Origin of the sequence: Arthrobacter sp. UYEF21, assembly GCF_040546085.1 — a bacterium.
Lineage (GTDB): Bacteria > Actinomycetota > Actinomycetes > Actinomycetales > Micrococcaceae > Arthrobacter.
The window spans coordinates 520,368-538,668 of sequence record NZ_JBEPNF010000001.1 but is presented as its reverse complement, the minus strand read 5'-3'; the positions used below and the strand labels follow the sequence as shown (position 1 = coordinate 538,668).

General features: G+C 65.1%; 29 protein-coding genes, 1 pseudogene and 1 riboswitch. Of the genes and pseudogenes, 18 read left to right on the top strand and 12 right to left on the bottom strand.

Translation table 11 applies throughout. From position 1 onward, the window contains the following. Positions 1-783, bottom strand: coding sequence for a lipoate--protein ligase family protein (locus ABIB27_RS02615; protein ID WP_502909095.1), 783 nt, complete (start codon positions 781-783; stop codon positions 1-3). Between ABIB27_RS02615 and ABIB27_RS02610 the strand changes: the two genes are divergently transcribed. From ABIB27_RS02610 to ABIB27_RS02600, 3 genes are all read left to right on the top strand, one after another. Next, positions 776-1,165: a DUF2177 family protein gene (locus ABIB27_RS02610; RefSeq protein ID WP_354214305.1), complete on the top strand. Its 390-nt coding sequence runs from the start codon at positions 776-778 to the stop codon at positions 1,163-1,165. The genes ABIB27_RS02615 and ABIB27_RS02610 overlap by 8 nt on opposite strands. 119 nt (positions 1,166-1,284) lie before the next feature. Beyond that, a complete protein-coding gene (locus tag ABIB27_RS02605) occupies positions 1,285-1,989 on the top strand; it encodes an endonuclease/exonuclease/phosphatase family protein (protein WP_354214428.1) in 705 nt (234 codons plus the stop codon). A gap of 3 nt (positions 1,990-1,992) precedes the next feature. Continuing rightward, positions 1,993-2,151, top strand: a complete 159-nt coding sequence (locus ABIB27_RS02600) for an STAS domain-containing protein (RefSeq protein ID WP_354253447.1) — start codon at positions 1,993-1,995, stop codon at positions 2,149-2,151. A 36-nt stretch (positions 2,152-2,187) separates the two neighbouring features. Here ABIB27_RS02600 and ABIB27_RS02595 read toward each other — a convergent pair whose 3' ends face one another. The 7 genes from ABIB27_RS02595 to ABIB27_RS02560 all read right to left on the bottom strand — a co-directional run bounded on the left by ABIB27_RS02595 (position 2,188) and on the right by ABIB27_RS02560 (position 6,228). Further along, a complete protein-coding gene (locus ABIB27_RS02595) occupies positions 2,188-2,991 on the bottom strand; it encodes a thioesterase family protein (protein WP_354253446.1) in 804 nt (267 codons plus the stop codon). A gap of 419 nt (positions 2,992-3,410) precedes the next feature. Further along, positions 3,411-3,947 (bottom strand): NUDIX domain-containing protein, encoded by a 537-nt coding sequence (locus ABIB27_RS02585; protein WP_354214302.1) that lies wholly within the window; start codon positions 3,945-3,947, stop codon positions 3,411-3,413. 54 nt (positions 3,948-4,001) lie between these two features. After that, on the bottom strand, positions 4,002-4,202 hold the full coding sequence (locus tag ABIB27_RS02580; RefSeq protein ID WP_354214301.1) for a DUF1918 domain-containing protein: 201 nt from the start codon (positions 4,200-4,202) through the stop codon (positions 4,002-4,004). Positions 4,203-4,207: 5 nt separating this feature from the next. Beyond that, positions 4,208-4,591, bottom strand: a complete 384-nt coding sequence (locus tag ABIB27_RS02575; RefSeq protein WP_502909094.1) for a DUF1810 family protein — start codon at positions 4,589-4,591, stop codon at positions 4,208-4,210. Next, positions 4,588-5,130: a DNA alkylation repair protein gene (locus tag ABIB27_RS02570; RefSeq protein WP_354253445.1), complete on the bottom strand. Its 543-nt coding sequence runs from the start codon at positions 5,128-5,130 to the stop codon at positions 4,588-4,590. The genes ABIB27_RS02575 and ABIB27_RS02570 overlap by 4 nt, the downstream gene beginning before the upstream one ends. Beyond that, positions 5,131-5,493 carry a TraR/DksA family transcriptional regulator gene (locus ABIB27_RS02565; protein ID WP_354214299.1) on the bottom strand — a complete coding sequence of 121 codons (363 nt, stop codon included), beginning with the start codon at positions 5,491-5,493 and terminating at the stop codon, positions 5,131-5,133. It abuts the gene before it with no gap. A 150-nt stretch (positions 5,494-5,643) separates the two neighbouring features. Beyond that, complete coding sequence (locus tag ABIB27_RS02560) at positions 5,644-6,228, bottom strand: hypothetical protein (RefSeq protein WP_354253444.1); 585 nt, start codon at positions 6,226-6,228, stop codon at positions 5,644-5,646. A 619-nt stretch (positions 6,229-6,847) separates the two neighbouring features. Next, positions 6,848-7,017: riboswitch (cyclic di-AMP (ydaO/yuaA leader) on the top strand. Between the two features lie 3 nt (positions 7,018-7,020). Here ABIB27_RS02560 and ABIB27_RS02555 point away from each other — a divergent pair. Continuing rightward, positions 7,021-7,842 (top strand): C40 family peptidase, encoded by an 822-nt coding sequence (locus ABIB27_RS02555; RefSeq protein ID WP_354214297.1) that lies wholly within the window; start codon positions 7,021-7,023, stop codon positions 7,840-7,842. Between the two features lie 66 nt (positions 7,843-7,908). On the opposite strand, the gene ABIB27_RS02550 is transcribed toward ABIB27_RS02555, so the two are convergent. Further along, a complete protein-coding gene (locus ABIB27_RS02550; protein ID WP_354214296.1) occupies positions 7,909-8,010 on the bottom strand; it encodes a hypothetical protein in 102 nt (33 codons plus the stop codon). A gap of 16 nt (positions 8,011-8,026) precedes the next feature. On the opposite strand from ABIB27_RS02550, the gene ABIB27_RS02545 reads away from it, so the two are divergent. Beyond that, the gene (locus tag ABIB27_RS02545) at positions 8,027-8,197 is read left to right on the top strand and encodes a hypothetical protein (RefSeq protein WP_354214295.1); all 171 of its coding nucleotides are present in this window, start codon (positions 8,027-8,029) and stop codon (positions 8,195-8,197) included. Positions 8,198-8,434: 237 nt separating this feature from the next. Here ABIB27_RS02545 and ABIB27_RS02540 read toward each other — a convergent pair whose 3' ends face one another. Beyond that, positions 8,435-8,764, bottom strand: a complete 330-nt coding sequence (locus tag ABIB27_RS02540) for a hypothetical protein (RefSeq protein WP_354214294.1) — start codon at positions 8,762-8,764, stop codon at positions 8,435-8,437. Between ABIB27_RS02540 and ABIB27_RS02535 the strand changes: the two genes are divergently transcribed. The 9 genes from ABIB27_RS02535 (at position 8,757) to ABIB27_RS02495 (ending at position 14,335) form a co-directional block, all read left to right on the top strand. Continuing rightward, a complete protein-coding gene (locus ABIB27_RS02535; RefSeq protein WP_354253443.1) occupies positions 8,757-8,945 on the top strand; it encodes a polysaccharide deacetylase family protein in 189 nt (62 codons plus the stop codon). The genes ABIB27_RS02540 and ABIB27_RS02535 overlap by 8 nt on opposite strands. 436 nt (positions 8,946-9,381) lie before the next feature. Beyond that, positions 9,382-9,777 (top strand): cupredoxin domain-containing protein, encoded by a 396-nt coding sequence (locus ABIB27_RS02530; protein WP_354214292.1) that lies wholly within the window; start codon positions 9,382-9,384, stop codon positions 9,775-9,777. Continuing rightward, the gene (locus ABIB27_RS02525) at positions 9,774-10,247 is read left to right on the top strand and encodes a hypothetical protein (RefSeq protein WP_354214291.1); all 474 of its coding nucleotides are present in this window, start codon (positions 9,774-9,776) and stop codon (positions 10,245-10,247) included. The genes ABIB27_RS02530 and ABIB27_RS02525 overlap by 4 nt, the downstream gene beginning before the upstream one ends. 197 nt (positions 10,248-10,444) lie before the next feature. Beyond that, complete coding sequence (locus ABIB27_RS02520; RefSeq protein WP_354214290.1) at positions 10,445-11,215, top strand: hypothetical protein; 771 nt, start codon at positions 10,445-10,447, stop codon at positions 11,213-11,215. 33 nt (positions 11,216-11,248) lie between these two features. After that, positions 11,249-11,965: a sortase domain-containing protein gene (locus ABIB27_RS02515; protein WP_354214289.1), complete on the top strand. Its 717-nt coding sequence runs from the start codon at positions 11,249-11,251 to the stop codon at positions 11,963-11,965. A gap of 68 nt (positions 11,966-12,033) precedes the next feature. Then, positions 12,034-12,681 carry a hypothetical protein gene (locus tag ABIB27_RS02510; protein ID WP_354214288.1) on the top strand — a complete coding sequence of 216 codons (648 nt, stop codon included), beginning with the start codon at positions 12,034-12,036 and terminating at the stop codon, positions 12,679-12,681. 29 nt (positions 12,682-12,710) lie between these two features. Beyond that, positions 12,711-13,196: a cupredoxin domain-containing protein gene (locus ABIB27_RS02505; protein ID WP_354253442.1), complete on the top strand. Its 486-nt coding sequence runs from the start codon at positions 12,711-12,713 to the stop codon at positions 13,194-13,196. A gap of 218 nt (positions 13,197-13,414) precedes the next feature. Continuing rightward, positions 13,415-13,603, top strand: coding sequence for an alpha/beta fold hydrolase (locus ABIB27_RS02500; protein WP_354214285.1), 189 nt, complete (start codon positions 13,415-13,417; stop codon positions 13,601-13,603). 447 nt (positions 13,604-14,050) lie between these two features. Next, on the top strand, positions 14,051-14,335 hold the full coding sequence (locus tag ABIB27_RS02495) for a PDDEXK nuclease domain-containing protein (RefSeq protein ID WP_354214284.1): 285 nt from the start codon (positions 14,051-14,053) through the stop codon (positions 14,333-14,335). Between the two features lie 68 nt (positions 14,336-14,403). Here the strand turns inward: ABIB27_RS02495 and ABIB27_RS02490 are convergent, their stop codons facing one another. Then, complete coding sequence (locus ABIB27_RS02490) at positions 14,404-14,814, bottom strand: hypothetical protein (RefSeq protein ID WP_354253441.1); 411 nt, start codon at positions 14,812-14,814, stop codon at positions 14,404-14,406. Between the two features lie 547 nt (positions 14,815-15,361). Here ABIB27_RS02490 and ABIB27_RS02485 point away from each other — a divergent pair. From ABIB27_RS02485 to ABIB27_RS02475, 3 genes and pseudogenes are all read left to right on the top strand, one after another. Then, positions 15,362-15,535, top strand: coding sequence for a hypothetical protein (locus ABIB27_RS02485; protein WP_354253440.1), 174 nt, complete (start codon positions 15,362-15,364; stop codon positions 15,533-15,535). 58 nt (positions 15,536-15,593) lie between these two features. After that, positions 15,594-15,647 (top strand): annotated as a pseudogene (locus tag ABIB27_RS02480) (hypothetical protein); the annotation flags it as partial. 61 nt (positions 15,648-15,708) lie between these two features. Continuing rightward, positions 15,709-16,167 carry a DNA/RNA non-specific endonuclease gene (locus tag ABIB27_RS02475; protein WP_354253439.1) on the top strand — a complete coding sequence of 153 codons (459 nt, stop codon included), beginning with the start codon at positions 15,709-15,711 and terminating at the stop codon, positions 16,165-16,167. A gap of 45 nt (positions 16,168-16,212) precedes the next feature. Here ABIB27_RS02475 and ABIB27_RS02470 read toward each other — a convergent pair whose 3' ends face one another. Next, complete coding sequence (locus tag ABIB27_RS02470; protein WP_354253438.1) at positions 16,213-16,650, bottom strand: hypothetical protein; 438 nt, start codon at positions 16,648-16,650, stop codon at positions 16,213-16,215. 466 nt (positions 16,651-17,116) lie between these two features. Between ABIB27_RS02470 and ABIB27_RS02465 the strand changes: the two genes are divergently transcribed. Next, the gene (locus ABIB27_RS02465) at positions 17,117-18,256 is read left to right on the top strand and encodes an alkaline phosphatase PhoX (RefSeq protein ID WP_354214280.1); all 1,140 of its coding nucleotides are present in this window, start codon (positions 17,117-17,119) and stop codon (positions 18,254-18,256) included. Positions 18,257-18,301 lie beyond the last annotated feature (45 nt).

Here is an 18,301-nt window from a genome sequence, read left to right as displayed (position 1 = left end):
CTACGCTTCCCTGCCATACACGCTGCTGAAGCCGGCGTGCCGGAGGGTAGCGTGGCCCGCGTACGCGGCAACTACTGCATCCTCTACCGCCTGGACAGTCAGCCCCGGCACAAGATCGTCCGCGGCGCCGGCAGTGGCGGGGTCCCAGTTTAGGCCAAGCGCTGCGTAACCCGCCGTCAGGACGCCGCGGATGGGGGCCGAGTTTTCCACCACAATCACTGAACTGAACAGCCAGCCGCCGCTCACCACGCGCTGCGCCGTGCCAACAAGCTTGATCCGGTGCGTCGGGTCAGCCCTGTGTGTACCGTGGACGCTGAACTCCCCCGGGCAGTACTCGCCTGGAATCTCCCCGACTGCGGCTTGCACGCCAACGTTCCGCAAGGCTTGTGCCAGCAGCTCCCCAAAGAAACTGAACCGGCTTTTGGAGCCGGCGATCGCATCAGCGTCAGGCATCACGTGGTCAACCACCAAAGTGCCCTCATGGTAGGCGGCGGCGCGGCCGCCGGCCTTCCGCACCAGGGGTTCGAAGCCGTGATCCCGGCAGGCCTGGGCCGCCGCCTCGAAACCCGGCAGGCGGGTGTCCCGCTGGCCGAATGCAACGGTCGGCGCAGGCCGGTACAACCTCAGGGTGGGACCGGTCCTGCCGGTCCTCACCTGGCTCAGCAGTTCGAGGCCGAATTCCAGGTCCCGGGCGGCGCCCAGCGAATGATCCTGCCGCACCACGGTGAGCGTCCGGAGTCCCGCCTCGGCGTCCCGCATGTTGCTAAGCTCCCTTATGGTCATATTGCAATTCCTTGTTGTCGCCGCTGCATTCGCGGTCATCGACGCCATCTGGCTCAAAACGATGAACCCGTTCTATCGCAGCCACATCGGTGACCTGCTCGCTGACAAGCCACACTTAGGTTACGCCGTCGCTTTCTATGTCATGTACATCGCAGGGATTCTCTTCTTCGCCCTGCGGCCGGCGCTTGATGGCGGCAGCTGGCTGACCGCCGTCGGCTACGGGGCCGCCCTGGGCGCCTTTGCGTACGCGACGTACGACCTCACCAACGCCGCCACGCTCAAGACGTGGCCACTGCAGCTCATTGTGGTGGACATTCTGTGGGGCGCCGCCCTGACCGGCCTGTCCACCCTTGCCGGCTGGCTGGTATTCCGCTCCACCTGACCCAACCGCCGCTGCCAAAAGAACTGACACTTGCGGACTATTACGTACCGTCCCCTGCCGGGTGGCTAGACTCAGGAACTGCGTCCACCCGGCACTCCCTCAGGAGAGGCAATCCACTGATACGAGTCATTAGCTACAACCTACGCAAGCACAAGGCCAGCGGGGAGCTGGTCGCCCTGGCACAGGACTTCGGCGCCGATGTCCTGTGCCTGCAGGAATGCGACACCACTGACCTGCCGGACACGCTGGGTCAGCTGAAGCTGGCCGATTCGACCAAGGGAAACCGGCTGGGGCTGGCCATCTACTACCGGCCTGACCGGTTCACCCCGCACGGCACCCAAACATTTGCGCTCAAGAAGTCTTTGCACGACATGGTCCTGGCACCCGCCCATGAGCGTCTTATCGGTACCCGCGTGCGGGACAACGAAACCGATCACGAACTTGTTATAGCTTCATTCCATGCCGCGCCCCTGACCGCCACCAACTCGCTGCGGCGAAACCAGATCAACGCGGCCCACAAGGAACTGCTGGGCATGGGGACGGGCCTGATGACCCTGATGGTGGGTGACTTCAACTATCCGTTTTTCACGAAGAACCTCACCGAACACATGAAGAATTCCGGCTATGAGTTGTCGCTAAGTAACCGCCGGACCTACACGCGGTACAAGGTGTTCAAGGGCCACTTCGACTTTGCCACGTCCTTGGGCCTCAATATCGAGAACGTGGAAACGCTGCCCCGCGGAGCATCGGACCACCTGCCCATCCTGGTAACCGCCGAGTACGGCCAGACCTCCACCCCTGCGCAGGAGCCCCCGGCTTCCTGAGTTGTGGCGCGGGACTGCATCAGCCTGGTCTTCGCGGAGATGAAGGGACCCATCAAGGACCGCCTGATCCGGTACGGCGTGGGCACCCGGTTCGATGCCGACCACTTCTTCCCCACACTGGACAATGCGGTGCACAGCTACAAAAGCGCCGCCGTCGTCTAATAGTCGCAAAGCCGGGCAGCCACACACGTCCAGCCGTCAGGTCTTGCGGAGGGTGAGGATCTGCTCTGCGCGGCCGAACGGCCCCCGAAGATCATGCAGGACGGTGGACGTGAGGCCGATCCCGTCACTGCCGAAAGAGACAGCGTTGTCCAGGCCCAGCCATTCGCCGCCAGGCCTGCGGTACATATGGATCTGCAGGTCCAGGTTCGGAAACGCATAGCTGCCCTCACCGGGGGTGACCCTGGCCGCGATCCCGTTGGCCGTGTCCACCAGGCCCATCAGGCGGGCGAAGTCACCGCTGTCAGCTTTGTCCGTCAGGGGGTGCTCTGTGCGGAGCCAGACCGTGCCCGCTCCGTGCCGATGCCCCTCGGCCACGCGCATCTCCAGGGAACGGATGTACCCGCCTGGCCAGATGGCGGCGCCGTCGAACGGTTTGCAGTCTTCCGGCGCCGGAATGGCGGCATCCTCGACTGCAGCCACCGCAGCTGTGTCAGCGGTGATCAGCCGCCAAGCCGTGGCACGGATGGCCACGCGGCCGTTGGCAACTAGCTCAGCCTGCAGCAACTCAATGGTCCGGCCGGGGCGGAGGGTGGAGGTTTCGATGGTGAACTCACCGCCTGGAATCAGGCCAAGGATCTCGTAGCTCAGGCGGGCCATCCGCATATCGGCGCGGGGTTCGTGCCGCTCCAGGCTGTCAGCCATCAGCCCTGCGGCAGGCGCCATGTGCTGTTCGTGCTCGTTCCAGGCGCCCTGGGCATGGATGGTGGAGCGAAAGCGGTCACCGCCCAGCGACTGATAGTAGAAAGGACCGTGGGCAAGTGCAGGTAGTTCCTTGGTCAACGTTGGCCCCTTCCGCCGGGTTATGGGTGAATGATCATTAACTCTAACTGGTGCCACGGAGCCGGGGTGACGCAACAACATGTTGCCGCCCGCGGAACGCTATCTGGGTAGACTCTGAAATTGGTCCTGCTAGCGCCCCTCGGGCGAGGTGTCCACGCACGCGCGTCATCAGTTGTAACCTTCGGAAGCACAAAGCAAGCGGCGAACTCCTCGCGCCCGCACGGAATTTTGGCATCGACGCACTGTGCCTGCAGGAAGTCGACTCGGCCGACCGGCCCGAAACGCTCGGGCCGCTGCTGCTCGCGGACACCACCAAGGGCAACCGGCTGGGACTGGCCATCTACTACCGCAGCAGCCGCTAATCGGACCACCTGCCCATCCTCGGCAGCGCGGAGTTCGGCAAGGATTACTGGCTGCGCCTACTGACCAGGTCCGGCGTAAAGCTCCGGCAGGCGTGGCCACAGATCCGGCCAGGCTTTTGCGAAGCCGGGGTGCAGTTCCTTCCGGTCCACCTCGTCCAGCGCAACCCACTGAAGTTCGAGGCTTTCCGGATCGCTGATGACGGGATCGAACGGCGCCGTCACCAGGACCACAACGGTGGTGTACGTCCAGTACCCGACGTCCAGCACCGAGGTGAAAAGCACGCTCACACCGGCGGCGGGCACCGCCGCTTCCTCGTGCGCCTCGCGCAAGGCACCCGTGACCGTGTCCTCACCGTGGTGGAGGGCTCCGCCGGGGAGTCCCCAGGTGCCGCCGTTGTGGCTCCAGAGTGCTCGGTGCTGGAGGAGAACACCCTTGGCGGGGTCGTACGCCAGCACGCCGGCCGCACCGAACCTGCCCCAAAACTTGCCGCGGTCACCTTCCACCCATGCGTCACCTGGATCCCGCGGACCAGCCATGGCAGGGGGAACGTGGGAACCGGCCTCAGCGGACGTGGCAGTCAGGGAATGATCCATGCCCCAAGTCTGACAGGTGCGCGCCGATCCTCATGTCCTGCCCGACGTTCCGTTTCAGCCGCCGGGGCCTGCCGTCCCGCGATCGACGGCGAAATCGCCGCCGGGGTACATGACCGTTTCGTGTCCGTCGTCGAAGCGGACCAGGTACGGCGGGTGCCCTTCATGACCCCGGACTTCCAAAATCACCCCGTGCCGGTCTGAAGTTCCGACCGTCCTCCCCCGGACGATGATCCTGTCGCCTTGCGTTGCCTCCATGGCAATCACCTCCAGCCCCAGAGTACGACTGAACGCCACAAGGAAACAGTGGTCAGTGCCTGCCCTCGGCGAGCAGAGCGTCGGTGGCGGTATCCGGTTCGCCGCCAAAGAACCGTGCCGGTACCGTCTTGAAGACTGTCTCGCCGGGCGCAGCGCGCAGGAACAGCGTCATGGAGGTGGTGCGACAGGAAAGCCTGCGCTTCTGCCAGGGAGGTAATGGCGTACCTGACGGACGTGGGGCTGCTGCCGAGGCCGGCCAGCTGCGGAAAGATGAACCACATCCAATGGCTCGGCTTGTTGCCGAGCTGCAGCTCGGACAGTGCCTGTCCGTAGGTCCCGCCGCCGTCTTGGGCTGCAACAAAGCGTTCCAGGTTGTAGGTGTCCGTCATGTGTGTCTCCTCGGGTCTGTTATTTCTGCGGTCATGGCCGCAGCGTGGCGGATCCACTCGTCGGGGTCCTGGTGCCAGCGTGCGATCACCACGCCGGCGCGTTGGCGCTCGGTACCGTCCAGCCCGGCCAGGAGGCCGACCACCACGTCGGCAACCAGGGGGTCCACCAGCTCGGCAGTGCGCGCGGACCGGATAAAGCCCTCGAGCCGGGTCAGGTCGGAGTGGCGCAGGAGCGCCACCCGGGACTGCAGCAGCACCACTGCGGCGAGCCGGCGCTCATAGACCGGGCGCCGGCCAGGGCCCGGCCGGCCCCACAGCTGCGAGGCCAAAGCGGTCACGTCGTCGTGGCCAAGGTCCTTGAACTTCCTGCCGGCGTCCCGGATGGTGCCGCGCACAGCTCCCACGGATGCCCCGTACGAACTCAACGCCCTGCCAACGCGTGACTCCACTTCCTCGGCCCGGTACCACGTGCCTTCATTCTGCAAGGTGGTATCGATGAACCCGGCGGCGTCCTGGACTGCTTGATTCACTGGCGTCACCTAAAGCCCTTGGCGCCCGGCCGCGGCGTGTTCAATGCAGTACGGAGTCCTCGGCCGGGCTTCCAGCCGGCCTTCGGCGATCTGCTGGCCACAGACAGCGCACGCCCCATATGTGCCGTCGGAGATTCTCTGCAGGGCAGCTTCCACCTGGGCCAGTCCGGCGCTGCTCTGATCCAGTAGCGCCGAGGCCTGGGACAGCTCGAAGGCAATGGTGGCGCCCTCAGGATCGTGTTCGTCGTCCGCGTTGGAGTCCTGGCGCGCGGCATTGGCTGAGGAGATATCCGCCCGGAGCGCCGGCAGCAATGCCAGTTTTCGGTCCCGTTCGTCCTCGAGCATGATCCGGAACCGGTCGAAATCAGCCATGGGAAAAGCCTAGCGCCCGTCCGGTCCGCGGTATTTGCCAAACCGGCGGGAGGCTCTGCCTGGCACCGGCCCCCGGTCAGGTTGAACACCTGTTGTTGTTACGTAACCGTTGTGGTCCGGTACCCACCGTGGTTCAGTACCAGTTCTTGATCACGGAATGGTTCCAGGCGGCGCACAGTGACCCGTAACGGTCTGCAATGTAAGCCATTCCTCATTTAACCTGGGTTCGGTAACTGGCGAGCCAGTCGCTGCCAGCGCTCGCGTACTTGCTGGCCGGCAGCGCCTGCGCGATGCCGTAAGCCCTGAGTACGGGTTGGTGGCCGTGGTCAGCCAGTTGGATTCCTTCGTCCAGAGCTGCGCCAGGCACTGGAATTGGTCCTGGGCCCAGCCGTTCGCGGCCAGCCGGGCCTGACCTTGCCGGAATTCACCTTCCACTGCCCCTGTTGTTCCCTTGAGCGAGGCGGGCTGGGCGGTGAGTTCGGTACTGTGCTCCTGTTGCTCTGCGACCTGCTGCGACATTGCCTGCTGCGCCGTCTGGGCCGTGGAGAGCTTGGTGCTAGCTTCGCCGGCGAGGCGTTCGCGCTCGGCTTTGGCGGCAGGCTCCTGCTGGGCGAGCGCTTCGGCGGCCTTGTCTGCCTCGGCCGATTTGTGGACCAGGGACGCCGTCTTGGCGCTGACGATCTGCACCACGTTTAGCCCGTGGATGTTGTTGGTCTGTAGTGCGTCGAGGGCCACAAAGAAACCGATGTTGGTGCCGCCGGTCTTGTACGACTGGGCTGCGAGGGCCCGACGTCCTTCTCGTGGCGGCCTGATTTCTCCTGTGCCCGGGCCAACGGGGCGGCCAGTGCATCAACCCGGGAACTGGCCGCCTGCAGGGAGGCCTCGGCCACAGCGTATTGTGCAGCGGAGGTTAGGGGGACGGCCACAGCCACTCCCTCCGGCGAGGCCGGGAAGCCGCATATTCTGAACAAACGGGGACATAGTTCGTGAGCTTACCGGGCAACGCACCCTTGCCCGTACTCCCGGCCAAGCATTGATATCCAGCAGAGATCCCCGTTGCCCCTCCCGTCGGGTACGTCCTGCTCGTTCCAATGTCAGTCGCAGGCCGTGAACCAACTAATTTTGGGCAATCCGGGGCCCGTTTAGTGAGCCAACCGGGCATATACGGTTTATGTGCGCTGACCTGCGATGTTGTCGACGTTCCGGCATGGATCCGCCTGCAGATAAAGGTGTCTTTTGGCCGTACATTCCGTTACCGGAATGTGACATTGGGGAAAATCTGACGTTATGGTCGTTGAGTGCCCCGGTTCAAAGCCAGGACATTCCCGTCAGTATGCCGAGCCCTGCCACTGACCCGGGACCCCAGCGCAATTCAACTGGCAGGGACGGGGGAACCACGTTTCCACGGCTTCATCTGAAGCCTTGGGGTTAAGTCGATACGTCCCGTCCTGCACGGCGGCGTCCGGCCGGGTGTCTCCGACCCGAACCCGACAGCTCACCCCGCAGGCATGGGAGAGGCAATCAACCATGTCCAAGAAGTACACTGCCGCACGCCATCGTGCAGCCACCACCACCGCGTCCCGTGCCCTGGCGATCGGACGGCCGGCCCTTGTGGTCGCTGCTGCTTCCGGCCTGTTTTTCGGCTTCAGCGCTCCGGCCCAGGCCAGCGTCCACGAACCTGACAGCTCCGGCACGGCCAACGTTCAGAGTCAAACGAGTGCACCGGCAGCAGCCGTGGCTCCAGCCCCTGCACCGGCCCCGGCCAACGCCCACACAGTCGTCTCCGGCGACACCCTGGGCCAGATTTCCGCTACCTACGGCGTGGACCTCAACAACGTTCTGGCCGCGAACGGTCTGTCCCTGACTTCGGTCATCTACCCGGGTGACCAGATCCAGATCCCCGCCGCCGGGCAGGCAGCTCCGGCAGTGGCGCAGGCAGTAGCACTGGCTCCGGCAGCCAAAACCGCCGCCGCCCCGGCCGCTCCCGCCAACACCGGCATCAAGCCGGCGGCAACCTCGGCTCCGGTCCAGGCCCCATCCGGCTCGGCCGGCTCGGCAATCCTGGCGTCCGCGTACTCTCAGCTGGGAGTCCATCAGGACTGCACCGCCATGGTGGAAAAGGCGCTGCGCTCCGTCGGCAAGAGTGTGGGAGACCTGGCACCCGGCCAGTTCTTCCAGTACGGAAGCGTTGTTGGGACGCCAGCCCCTGGTGATCTGGTGATCACCGCCGGACACGTCGGCGTCTTTGCCGGCAACGGCCAGGTTGTCAGTGGCGGCGTGGACGGCTTCAAGACCGAGGTCCACTCCATCAGCTGGCTCCATGGCGCTTCCTTCGTCCGCGTAGCGTGACCCCAGGCCGTTGGACGGCGGCGGTCGGCACACAGCCGCCCGCCGCCGTCGGCCGCTGTTGCGTCCTCAGACGTGCTGCCCGAACCAGGACAGCGTGTCATTCCCCTCAGCCGTCGCCTGGGTCTCGTTATAGCGTTCCCCAGTGTCATTGTGGGAGGCATGGTCCACGCCGGGGTAGACGGTGATGCGTCACCGTGGTGGCGTCCAGGGCATCGCGGAGGGCCGGCACTACCTCTGCGGCCAGCTGCCGTTCCTGCACTCTGTACGGAGTGCCCTCACCGCCAAAAGCGTGCCCGCCAAGTACATAAAGTATGAAGTCTTCGGGCCGGATCCCTGGCTGGCCGACTTCCAGTAGGCCGACGAAAAGAAAAGGAGCCCGGCAGGTGCCGGGTTCCGTTCTCTTGTGTGCGTTGCCTGTGTCCGCCCTAGAACTGCTCGGCGGGAATGATAAACCCGAGGTCCAGCAGGCCGCGGCCGGACTGTTCCAGGATCGGGTCCATGGTCAGGGAGGCGTGGTTGAGCAGCACGTTGACATCACGTTGGATCCGCTGGAGCGGGTGCGCCAGGCGGTGAACGCTGCCGCCTGAGCCGGTCAGGATGAGGCGGACTGCTCCGCCGATGCCTGGCCGCTGAGGCCGAGGGAGAGCCGGTACTGCGCGCGCTCCTCATCAGTGAAGGCGACGGGCTGGCCCCCGAAGGAGGCGGCCGCCACGCGGACCGCTTCTTCCCAGTGCAGCCGTGCGGTGGCAACCTGGCCGTAGGCCTGGGTGAACCTGGCCTGGGCGAGCGGCGAATCAGCCTGGCGACGCTCCACAGTCTGTTTGACCTTGCGGACCAACATCAGGTTCCGGAACTCTTCCAGGGCATGCTCGGCGGCCCCCAGAGCAGCTGCCGGGGCAACCATGTTCAGGAAAGTGGCCATCGGGATGTGGATGCTCGGATCCGGGGCACGATGGATCCGCATCAACCCGTCCCAGGCACGGGACCTTGCCGCCAATCCGCTCTTTGAACTGGCCAACCACGGAACCCGCCATACATCTCTGAGCGTGACCGGCAAGACCGCGAACGGGATCCCCGGAACGCGCAGCAGCGCGGAGGTATAGGAGGAAATCACGTCCAACGACGCCCTGCTCACGGCAATCGCCGGGCAACGCCCGCGGTTCTTCCGTTCAGGCACGGGGTTCCTGGACGACGTCGCGGCCGATATTTCCTCGCCCGGGGCCTTATCCCCGCGCACGGAAACCACCCCGGATCCGGCACGGCAGCAGGTGTTTTGGCCGCGGTCACTGCCCTGCTAAAAAGGGATACTCCTTCACGACCTTGGGTGCTGACTCCCCGGACATCCGGAGCCGATAAGGCAACCCTTGGCATTTTTCGTAGGTTCGCGCAGGCACGCAAACAAGGGCGGCCTTAAACAAGAGGCAGTGCCCGGATGGGCAGTCCCTGGAGGCGGGGGTGACGAATGCTGTGTAGGGGTAGTTTCCTGATGGGCGCGCCGTCCGGCTGCGTGGAGGGCATCCCTTCGTGAAGGGGTTTGTCATGAAAACGATCAACCGTGTTTTGGCCGTTGCGGCGGTCCTGTCTCTGGCCGGCGTCACCGGGTGCGGCGCGCAGGGCGGGATGTCCACAGGCCCGTCAACGGCCACCACGGCTTCGTCTCCATCTGTGGGTGGTTCGGCAGCGGCTGGCCAGGCCATCATTACGATCAAGGACTTCGCCTATGAGGTTCCGGCGTCCGTAAAGCCCGGGGCGATGGTGACGGTGACCAACTCGGACAGCGCCCCGCATACACTGACGGCCAAGGAGAAAGGCGGCTTTGACATCGACGTCCCTGCCGGCGGCACAGTCATTTTTGAAGCTCCGCGTGAGGCCGGGACATACGGGATCATCTGCAGGTTCCATCCGCAGATGAGCGGGACGCTGGTCGTGAAGTGAATCGCGTACACGTCCCCGTAGCCGGTCATGGTCCCCTGCGGGTGGTCCGGATCTGCGTGGCAGCATCCCTGGGGGTCAGCGCCCTGATCCATGTTCAGCTTGCTCCCGGTTACCAGCAGGCCGCACCAGGGGGCATCGGCCAGGGCACGCTGTTTCTGCTCCAAGCGGGCGCCGCCATCTTGGCGGCAGTGTTTATCCTGCTGAAAAAGACACGTACCGCTTTCGCTGCTGCCGCGGCAGTGGCCTTGTCGTCCCTGGCCGCTGTCATCCTTTACCGCTACGTCCAGGTCCCCGCTATTGGGCCGCTGCCGGCAATGTACGAACCCGTCTGGTACGCCGCCAAGGTCATCACCGCCGTCGCCGAAGCCATCGCCGGTGGGCTGGCTCTGACAGGTTACGGGCTGCTGCTGCGTAAAACCCGCCGCGGACCGTGGATACAGCCCCGGGGCCAGCACCCTTCCGCGGCCTGACAGCCCGGGAACGGGCGTGAAGCGGACCGGAATCATCGGCTCGTCAATGCTTTGGCCGGGCAGGTACGGCATCACGCTCATATTTTTGTGGTTGGGGACACATCCCTACCCATCCTTGGTTTGGTCTGCTTCGAAGTGCTTGTGTCCCTTCTTTGGGGCGCCAACATCACACGCGCGTGTATGAGGAGATAATTCACATGAATAAGACACTCCGTTTTATGGCAGTACCTACTCTCGCTTTGGGCGCACTTGCCCTGTCCGGTTCCCCGGCGATGGCCGCAGACCAGTCCTATCAGTCGACGCTGGGTCAGATTAACGGCAGTGCAGGGTCGGGGACCATCACTGTTGATGTCAAAGGCAACCAGGCCCACGTCGTCCTGAACGTTTCGGGTATGCCCGCGACCTTCATGAACGCCCCCTACCCCCACGTCCAGCACATCCACGGCGGAGCCAAGGGCGCCTGCCCGGACGCTTCGGCCGACAAGGACGGCGATAAGGTCATCTCCACCACCGAAGGTGCCCCGTCATACGGCGGCATCGTCACCACCCTCTCGACCAGCGGCGACACCAGCCCGGCAGCAGGCCTTGACCTCAAGGTCGGCGGGCAGGGCGCCGCCTACACTGTTGACCGCACGTTCGAACTGAACGCCGAGACCAAAGCAGCCCTCGAAGCAGGCACCGCTGTAGTGGTCGTCCACGGACTTGATCCCGCAACGCTCAGCGCGGCGGGCCAGGCGGCCAAGTCAGACCTGGCACCGACCCTTCCGCTCGCCGCAACGTCCCCCGCCCTGTGCGGAACCTTGAAGGCCGGGCAGATGAAAATGCCTGCAGGCGGCGCTAACACCGGCATCCCCCAGGAAACCGGCACCGACACCGGCGCCCTCGCCCTCGGTGGCGGCCTGGCCCTCGTCGCACTCGCCGGCGGAGCCTACGCCGTGCGCCGCCGCAACACCGGATCAGCAGCCTGAACCTGAGCTGACTGGACTACCACTGTGCTAAACATGAAGCCCGTCCGCCGTGGAGGTCTCGGGGCCTCCACGGCCGCCGGGCTTCTGCTCGCCATGGCCCTGGCCGGCTGCGGCACCGGAACGCCCGACGCCGGCTCCCCGCCTTCTGCCTCCGCCGGGCCTTCCGCCTCAGTTACCGCACCTGCGGCGCCATCCGCAGCAGGCCCCACCGCCCAGCCTCCCCTGCCCGCAGCAATCCCGGCGGCCCCGGCGGCAGCTCCAGCGGCTGCCACCGAACAGCTTCCCCCGGTCCTGCCCGCATCCGCTCCGGTCACCCTGACCATCCCCTCCATCAGCGTCCGCACTGAGCTGCTGCACCTTGGCCTGCTTGAGAACGGCTCGCTCGAGGTCCCCCAGGACACCGGCAACGGCGCCCCCGCCGGCTGGTACAACGACTCCCCTACCCCGGGGGAACGCGGACCCTCGGTCATGCTCGGGCACGTCAACGCACTCGGCGGCCATAAAGGCGTCTTCGCAGACCTCCGCAAACTCACCCCCGGCGCCGACATCAACGTTGCCCGCGGCGACGGCAGCACCGCGACCTTCACCGTGGACCGTGGTGCCCTCTACGGCAAGGACAGCTTCCCAACCCTCGAGGTCTACGGAAACACCACCGGCTCCGAACTACGACTCATCACCTGCGACGGCTACGACCCCGCCACCGGGCTCTTCAACGACAACTACGTCATCTACGCCAAACTCAAAATCTGACGGTCAACCCTTCGCAGCCGACAAGCGGCCGCCCAACCCTCAATGGAAGCGGCCAGGACGGAACAGTCATGAAAAACCGCATCCCCTTGCTGGCGTCCCTGGCACTGGCGTCACTGCTGCTCTCCGGCTGCGCCGCGGCGGCGGGATCCCCGGCAGCGGTGACCGGGCCGACGTCGGACGCCTCCTCTACGTCCCCGTCTCCGTCGGGAGCCTCTCAGAGCAGCAATCACGGCGGTGCCCACCACGGCGGCGGGTCCTCCTCCCCGCGGGTGAGCGCGGACGGGCCCAGCGAAGCCTCGAAGATGGTCTGCGGGAACCAGCCGATGGACAGGCTCACCTCCATCCTGAAACTGGGGCAGGTCCCGCACACCGTCAACAGCTGGGCGGACAGCACCTTCACCTGCACTTACCACCTCACCGAGGGGGCGCTGAAAATTTCGGTTCAGGAGGCACCGGACCAGGGCACAGCGATGAAGTACTTTGACGCCATGCAGGCACTGGCCAAAGACGCCAAACCCATCGAAGGCCTTGCCAACCTGGGCTTCCCAGCCTACGAAACCAAGGACGGAACCGCGGTGTTCCAAAAGGACAGCTCCGTCCTGCGGGTGGACGCCACGGACCTCCCGGCCGCCATCGGGCCGGACGCCATAACCCGCAACGCGCTGGCCTACCAGCTGTCCACGACCATCCTCGCGTGCTGGGTCGAACACCACTAACAGCCCGTGCATCCACCAAAACGGCGCCCTTGAGCAGCATCTCTTCTACCCATCCGCCAGAACGCATCGAGAGGTTCCTCATTAATACGTCCATCAAAACTGCATGGGCTCTCGGGGCGGCATCAACGTTGCTTGCTCTCGCCGGTTGCGGGAACCCCGGAGCGTCAGGGCCCGACGCCGCAGCATCACCGGCCATCACGAACCAGCCAACATCCGCCCCGTCGACGGCCCGGCCTGCCACACCGTCCGCCGGCCCCGCCACCAAGAGCGCCGCCGCTGAAATTCTGATCAAGGACTTCAAATACCAAGGCACGGACACCGTCAGCCCCGGAGCGGCAATCACCGTCACCAACGAGGACCTTGAAGCCCACACCATCACCGCGGACACCGGTGCCGCCTTCGACACCATCATCAAGGCCGGCACCGGCACCTTCACCGCACCTGCCCAACCCGGCACCTACCCCTACCACTGCACCTTCCACGGAAACACGCACGGAACCCTCACCGTGAAATAGCCCCCGCCCGCGTCACTGCCGCCCGCCAGAGACTTTGGTCAGCCCCGTTCGGCACGTTCCCGGGACGGTGGCGGTCACCGGTACTGCCCACCAAAACAGGGTCTGCCCCATCCAAAGGACTGCAGGCTCACGAACCACATAGGCTGGCTCGACAGGGCACAGGGAATTCCTGCCTGGCAGATTTCGGTGGCACGGACTTCCGGACGGACCTGACCAAAGTGACCGTCCTGGCACTCGTCCTCCACGGAGACGGCGACGCCACTGTGCGCTTCGAAGGCTCCGGCCAGCGCACCAACGCGGCTCTGCCCGGCAGCGAACTGCACGTCATTACCGGCGCTCCGCACGGATGCAACGTCAACCACCCGGATGAATGGGACGAAACCCTCGTCCGCTTCCTGGCCAAATAGCAACAAGGACGCTGGGGCGGCGTTGTCACGCAGGTATGGTGTGCCGCCTTCCACAGAGTCAACGACCCCCTCCTCATCCTGCTGGGCGGGTTCCACGGCCGGCACTATGAAGAGACGGCCAAGCCTCACCGGCCGAGTACACAACGCTCCGCTTCGGTGGAGACTTTACCGCCCGTCCCCTACTACTGGCCAAGGTCATCGACATGTGAGGGATCCGGGGGGGTGAGCCGCCTGACGCTGACTCGGCCGAGTCAGGTTGAAACCCGCGGACCCGAGGACGCTTCAGTCCTTCTGCTCGCGGATCGCGTCGCTCAGCTCGTCGCGCTCGGCCAGGAACCGGTCACCGATCAGCGAATGCCCGTTCGAAGAGCATCGGCTTCGTCGTCGGGAAATCGCCTTCGGTGACAGTCATATGTTCGTTAAGGAACTGGCCTGTACCACTGAGGTTTGGCCCACCCCGACGACAAACCCACCATCGGACTTCTGCTGTGCAAGACCAAGAACAACGTTGTGGCCGAATACTCCTTGCCGGGATTCTCCAAACCCATTGGTGTGGCCAAATGGGAATCTGAGGTGGTCAAATCATTGCCCGCGGAATTCGCTTCCACCCTGCCGAGCACCAGCGAACTCGAGGCCGAGCTTTCAACCGGACCTGGTCGAGAGAAGCCGCCGGCCGTGCACAGGCAATGTGGGCACGTGGCTAGATTGTCAGAGGTGACGGGCGGACTCTGATGATGGACCGCAGTCAGGATCTCCTGACTCGGACGGCGGCGCGGTCGGACGGCGGCGTGCCAAGCGGCTCACTCCCGGGAGTAAAGAAAGAGCCCTCCGATGAGCCCCGCCAGGGCTGCCGGCAGGGCGACAAGCCCGGCGATCTGTGGAGTCAGAGACGGGGTCGTCATGATCATGGTCGCCAAGCCCACCAGCGCGGCCGGCGCGGCCACACAGATCGTCACCCACAGCCGGTTGCCCCGGACCTGCGACCAGACAGCTGCTGCCAGCGAGGCGGCAGACCCGGCGAGCATGAACAGCCGGCCCACGCGCAACCGCTCGATGAACTCCGGGCTGGACACATAGACGAAGAACGCCATCCGTTCCAGGGCAGTGGCCGTCACGACGATGGAGACAAAGACCAAGGCCGCCCAAGGCAGTGATCTTTCCCTCCACCAAGGGCGGACGACGTAGCGTTCGTTGCCGTTTCGCGAACTCATCACAAGGCGAGCCTAGCGTCCCCTGTCCCTGTTAGTTGCGGCTGACGGTGCGGGCGGCCCAGGTGCAGTCGCGGACGCCGATGAAAGTCCAACCCGCCCAGCGTCCCACACCCGTCCGGTACCCGCTTGCAGTGCCGGTCCATCCCGTCGGCGCGTCGTGTGTGAAGCCAGTGCGGCGGACGACGTCGTCGAAGACTCCCGGAAGAGGACCCCCGATTGCGGGGCTGCTTCAGCCCGGGCGGCATCGACTCCTGTCATGCCAATGCTCGCGGCCGCGGCGGCGTCAATGACGCGGAGGTGTCCCGGCCATGAATGGTCACCGCGACGGCCGCCACCCGTGATGGCCTGGGAGCGTGGCTCCCCGTGCAGCGCATCACCGCGGACTGGCCACGCAGCTAAAGGTCTCTGAAAATTCATTCCGGCGTCATCTTCAGCTGCTAGTGTCCGGCCATGGATGATCTGTCGCTGGTACCGAGGTTTTGCTGCTGCACGTGATTTGTCGGGCCGTGCTGGGTTCGACGTCAATTTCCTAGGACGTCCGGTCCCTGTGCCAACCCTGGCAGGAGTCGAGACGGTCCTGTTGCCCTACACTCATTTCTCCGTTTTGATGCGGTTGGATAAACGCTTGGCGGCTGTCACGGCCCTGGGGATCGACGGGGAGAAGCTCATGGACCTGGACCGGTCCGGCATCCAGTGGCAGCTGGACCCCAGGCTTACTTAAGACCAGCAGACCCGGTGAGCCGGTTTACGCCCGGAACGACATCGACCGCGGACACCTGGTGCGGCGTGCCTCAGCTGTCTGGGGTGCTACGCGCGATGAGGCAGCGCAGGCGAACAAGGACACTTTCCACTACACGAACGCGGCACCGCAGGCAGCGAAGTTCAACCAGGGGCATGGACCTGTGGCTGGGCATGGAGTCGTACCTGCTGAAGCATGCCGCAGACTACGGCCGCCGACTGATTGTGTTTACCGGGCCCATCTTCGGGGATACCGATCCGGTGTACCGGGGCGTGGACATTCCGCTGCTGTTCTTCAAAGTCGCAATATTCCTCCAGGACGGTGAGCTTGCCGCCACCGGCTACATCGTGGACCAGGCACCCCAGCTGGCCGATTTGCCTGACGTGCCCCGACCGGGCGCCGTTGATGAGGCTCCCCCGCTGGGTCCGTTCCGGACCTTCCAGGTGCCCATCCGGGACATTGCGGCTCTGACCGGACTGGACCTTGACCAACTCGTGGCCGCAGACCGGATGCCCATCGCATCAGAACTGCCCACCGCCCAGGTGGCCTCCACCTGGCGGAAGCTTCTCTCCCCCGAGGATCTGGATCTGGACTTCGACCTGAACGGTGACTAGGAACGGCGGTGGGTCTTGGTGTGCGCGTTTGTGGACCGCGTGGCTTTAGGGCCCACGCATCCCGGCAGCCTGGCGGCGGTATTCCTTGACCTCGGCGATGGCTGCCTCCCAGATGCCGAAGGCAGCGGCGATATCCGCGCCGGTCCTGCTTCCGATCAGGTGCCCGGCCAGCCGTGGGCTGAGCGGTGGCATCCGGAGCCCGGGCAGAGCCGTTCCGGTGAGCGCGGAAGCGATCCGGTCAATGCTGGTCCAGTTCGCATCGGCAACGGACAGGGCCACTGCTATCACGGCCGGGTCAGTTGACGCCGGCTCGGGGTGCTCACCGGATGCCAAGCTGGCCGAGCAGCCAGCCTGGTAGAGGGCCCAGATCCACTCCGCCGCATCCTGGACTGGGGTACCGGAATGGGTGGCCAGCACCGCCTCGGCTGCCGGGCCGGTCCAGCAGATCACCGCCCAACTGAAACGGTCAGGCTCATGCGTCATACCAAACGGGTTCCCCCGGCACACCTGGCTCGTGACATGGGACTGCACGGAGCACCCCATAGCGATGCAGCCCAGTGCATGTCCGGCGTTGTGAACCGCGGCTGTATACGGTTCTGGGCTCTGGTGTGGCCCGGCGGGCAAGGACACGATCTCCCCCTCTACTGATGCCCGTCCGGGCATCAAGGCTGCTTCCGACACCTGCGGATTGGGCCACCGCCAACCGGGGAGGACCGCACGGCCGACGGGAACGAGCCACCAAGGGCAGACAAGAAGGGGGTCAGTGCTGCAGACCCAAGCGCAACCCCGTGCCATCGCTCCGCGGCTGCCGCCACCATTCTAGACCTAATAGGTAGTCCCAGAGAAGCAGCCGCTCGAGGACACTACGCTGCCGATGCCGGCACCCGGAACCGAACCAACCTCCCGTCATTTACATGTGGCCCGCTGTTCATCAGTGCGGGGCAGACTCGTGAGGTTCCGAAACCCCGAACCTCATGCGGAGCATTTCCATGTCCAATCCCCATTCCCGGTTGAGGTCGAGGGCCTCACCTACGATCCCGGCGCCCAGGGCGGCACGTCCACCCTCATTGTCGACGCCAATGGTATGCGCATGGGGCAGTACACCTCCGTCGCCGGCACCAACAACAACTGCGCCGGCGGCATCTCACCGGGGGGCACCTGGATCACCTGCGAGGAAACCGAAGCCCGCGCCGGCACCAACACCAAGGACCACGGTTACGTCTTGGAGGTGGACCCCGCCAGCCGCGAGGCCAACATCGGATTCTCGGCCATCGCGCTGAAATTCTTGGGCCGGTACTCCCACGAAGCTGTCGCCGTCGACCCCGTCACCACCCAGATCTACCTCACCGAGGACGCCGGCAACCCGAACGGCCTCTACCTGCGCTGGACCCCGCCGGCAGGCTTCGCCGCCGGCAACGGCAAGTTGCTGGCCCTCGCCCAGTCCGCCGGCGGCGACGTCGCGGGCAGGCTGCAGGCCATGAAGTGCTTCCTCGGTTCCACCCACGTCAAGGACCTTTCCGCCGCGACCAAGGTGGGAACACGCTTCAAGGTGGAATGGGTGGATGTCCCGGACCGCGACGCGCGCACCACCTCCGTGCGGAAGCAGTTCACAAACGATGAAATCACCCGCTCGCGCAAGCTTGAGGGCCAGTGGTGGGGCGACGGCGGCGCGTACTTCGTCTCGAGCTTCGCCCTCACCGCCGACGGGTCAGTCAACGAACACGACGGCCAGGTCTGGCACTACGACCCTGCCCCGGAGACCGTCACGCTGACCACCATTTTCGGCGTCAAGCCCAACCCGGACAAGGAGGGCGCATTCGACGGCCCCGACAACATCACCGTGGCACCTCAGGGCGGACTGATCCTGGCCGAGGACGGGAACGGCATCTCGCACCTGGTGGGCGTCACCGACCAGGGCATGTCCTACCCGCTGGCCCGGAACGAGTACAACGATTCCGAGTTCTGTGGCCCGGCATTCAGCAAGGACGGGAAGTGGCTCTTCGCCAACATCCAGTCACCCGGCTTCACTCTCGCCATCACGGGTCCGTGGCCACGCCCGTCGAACGCGTCCGCAACATCCACACGCTAGAAATCACCGACGCCGGCTGCGGCCCCGCCTGGCAGCGGGCCGCAG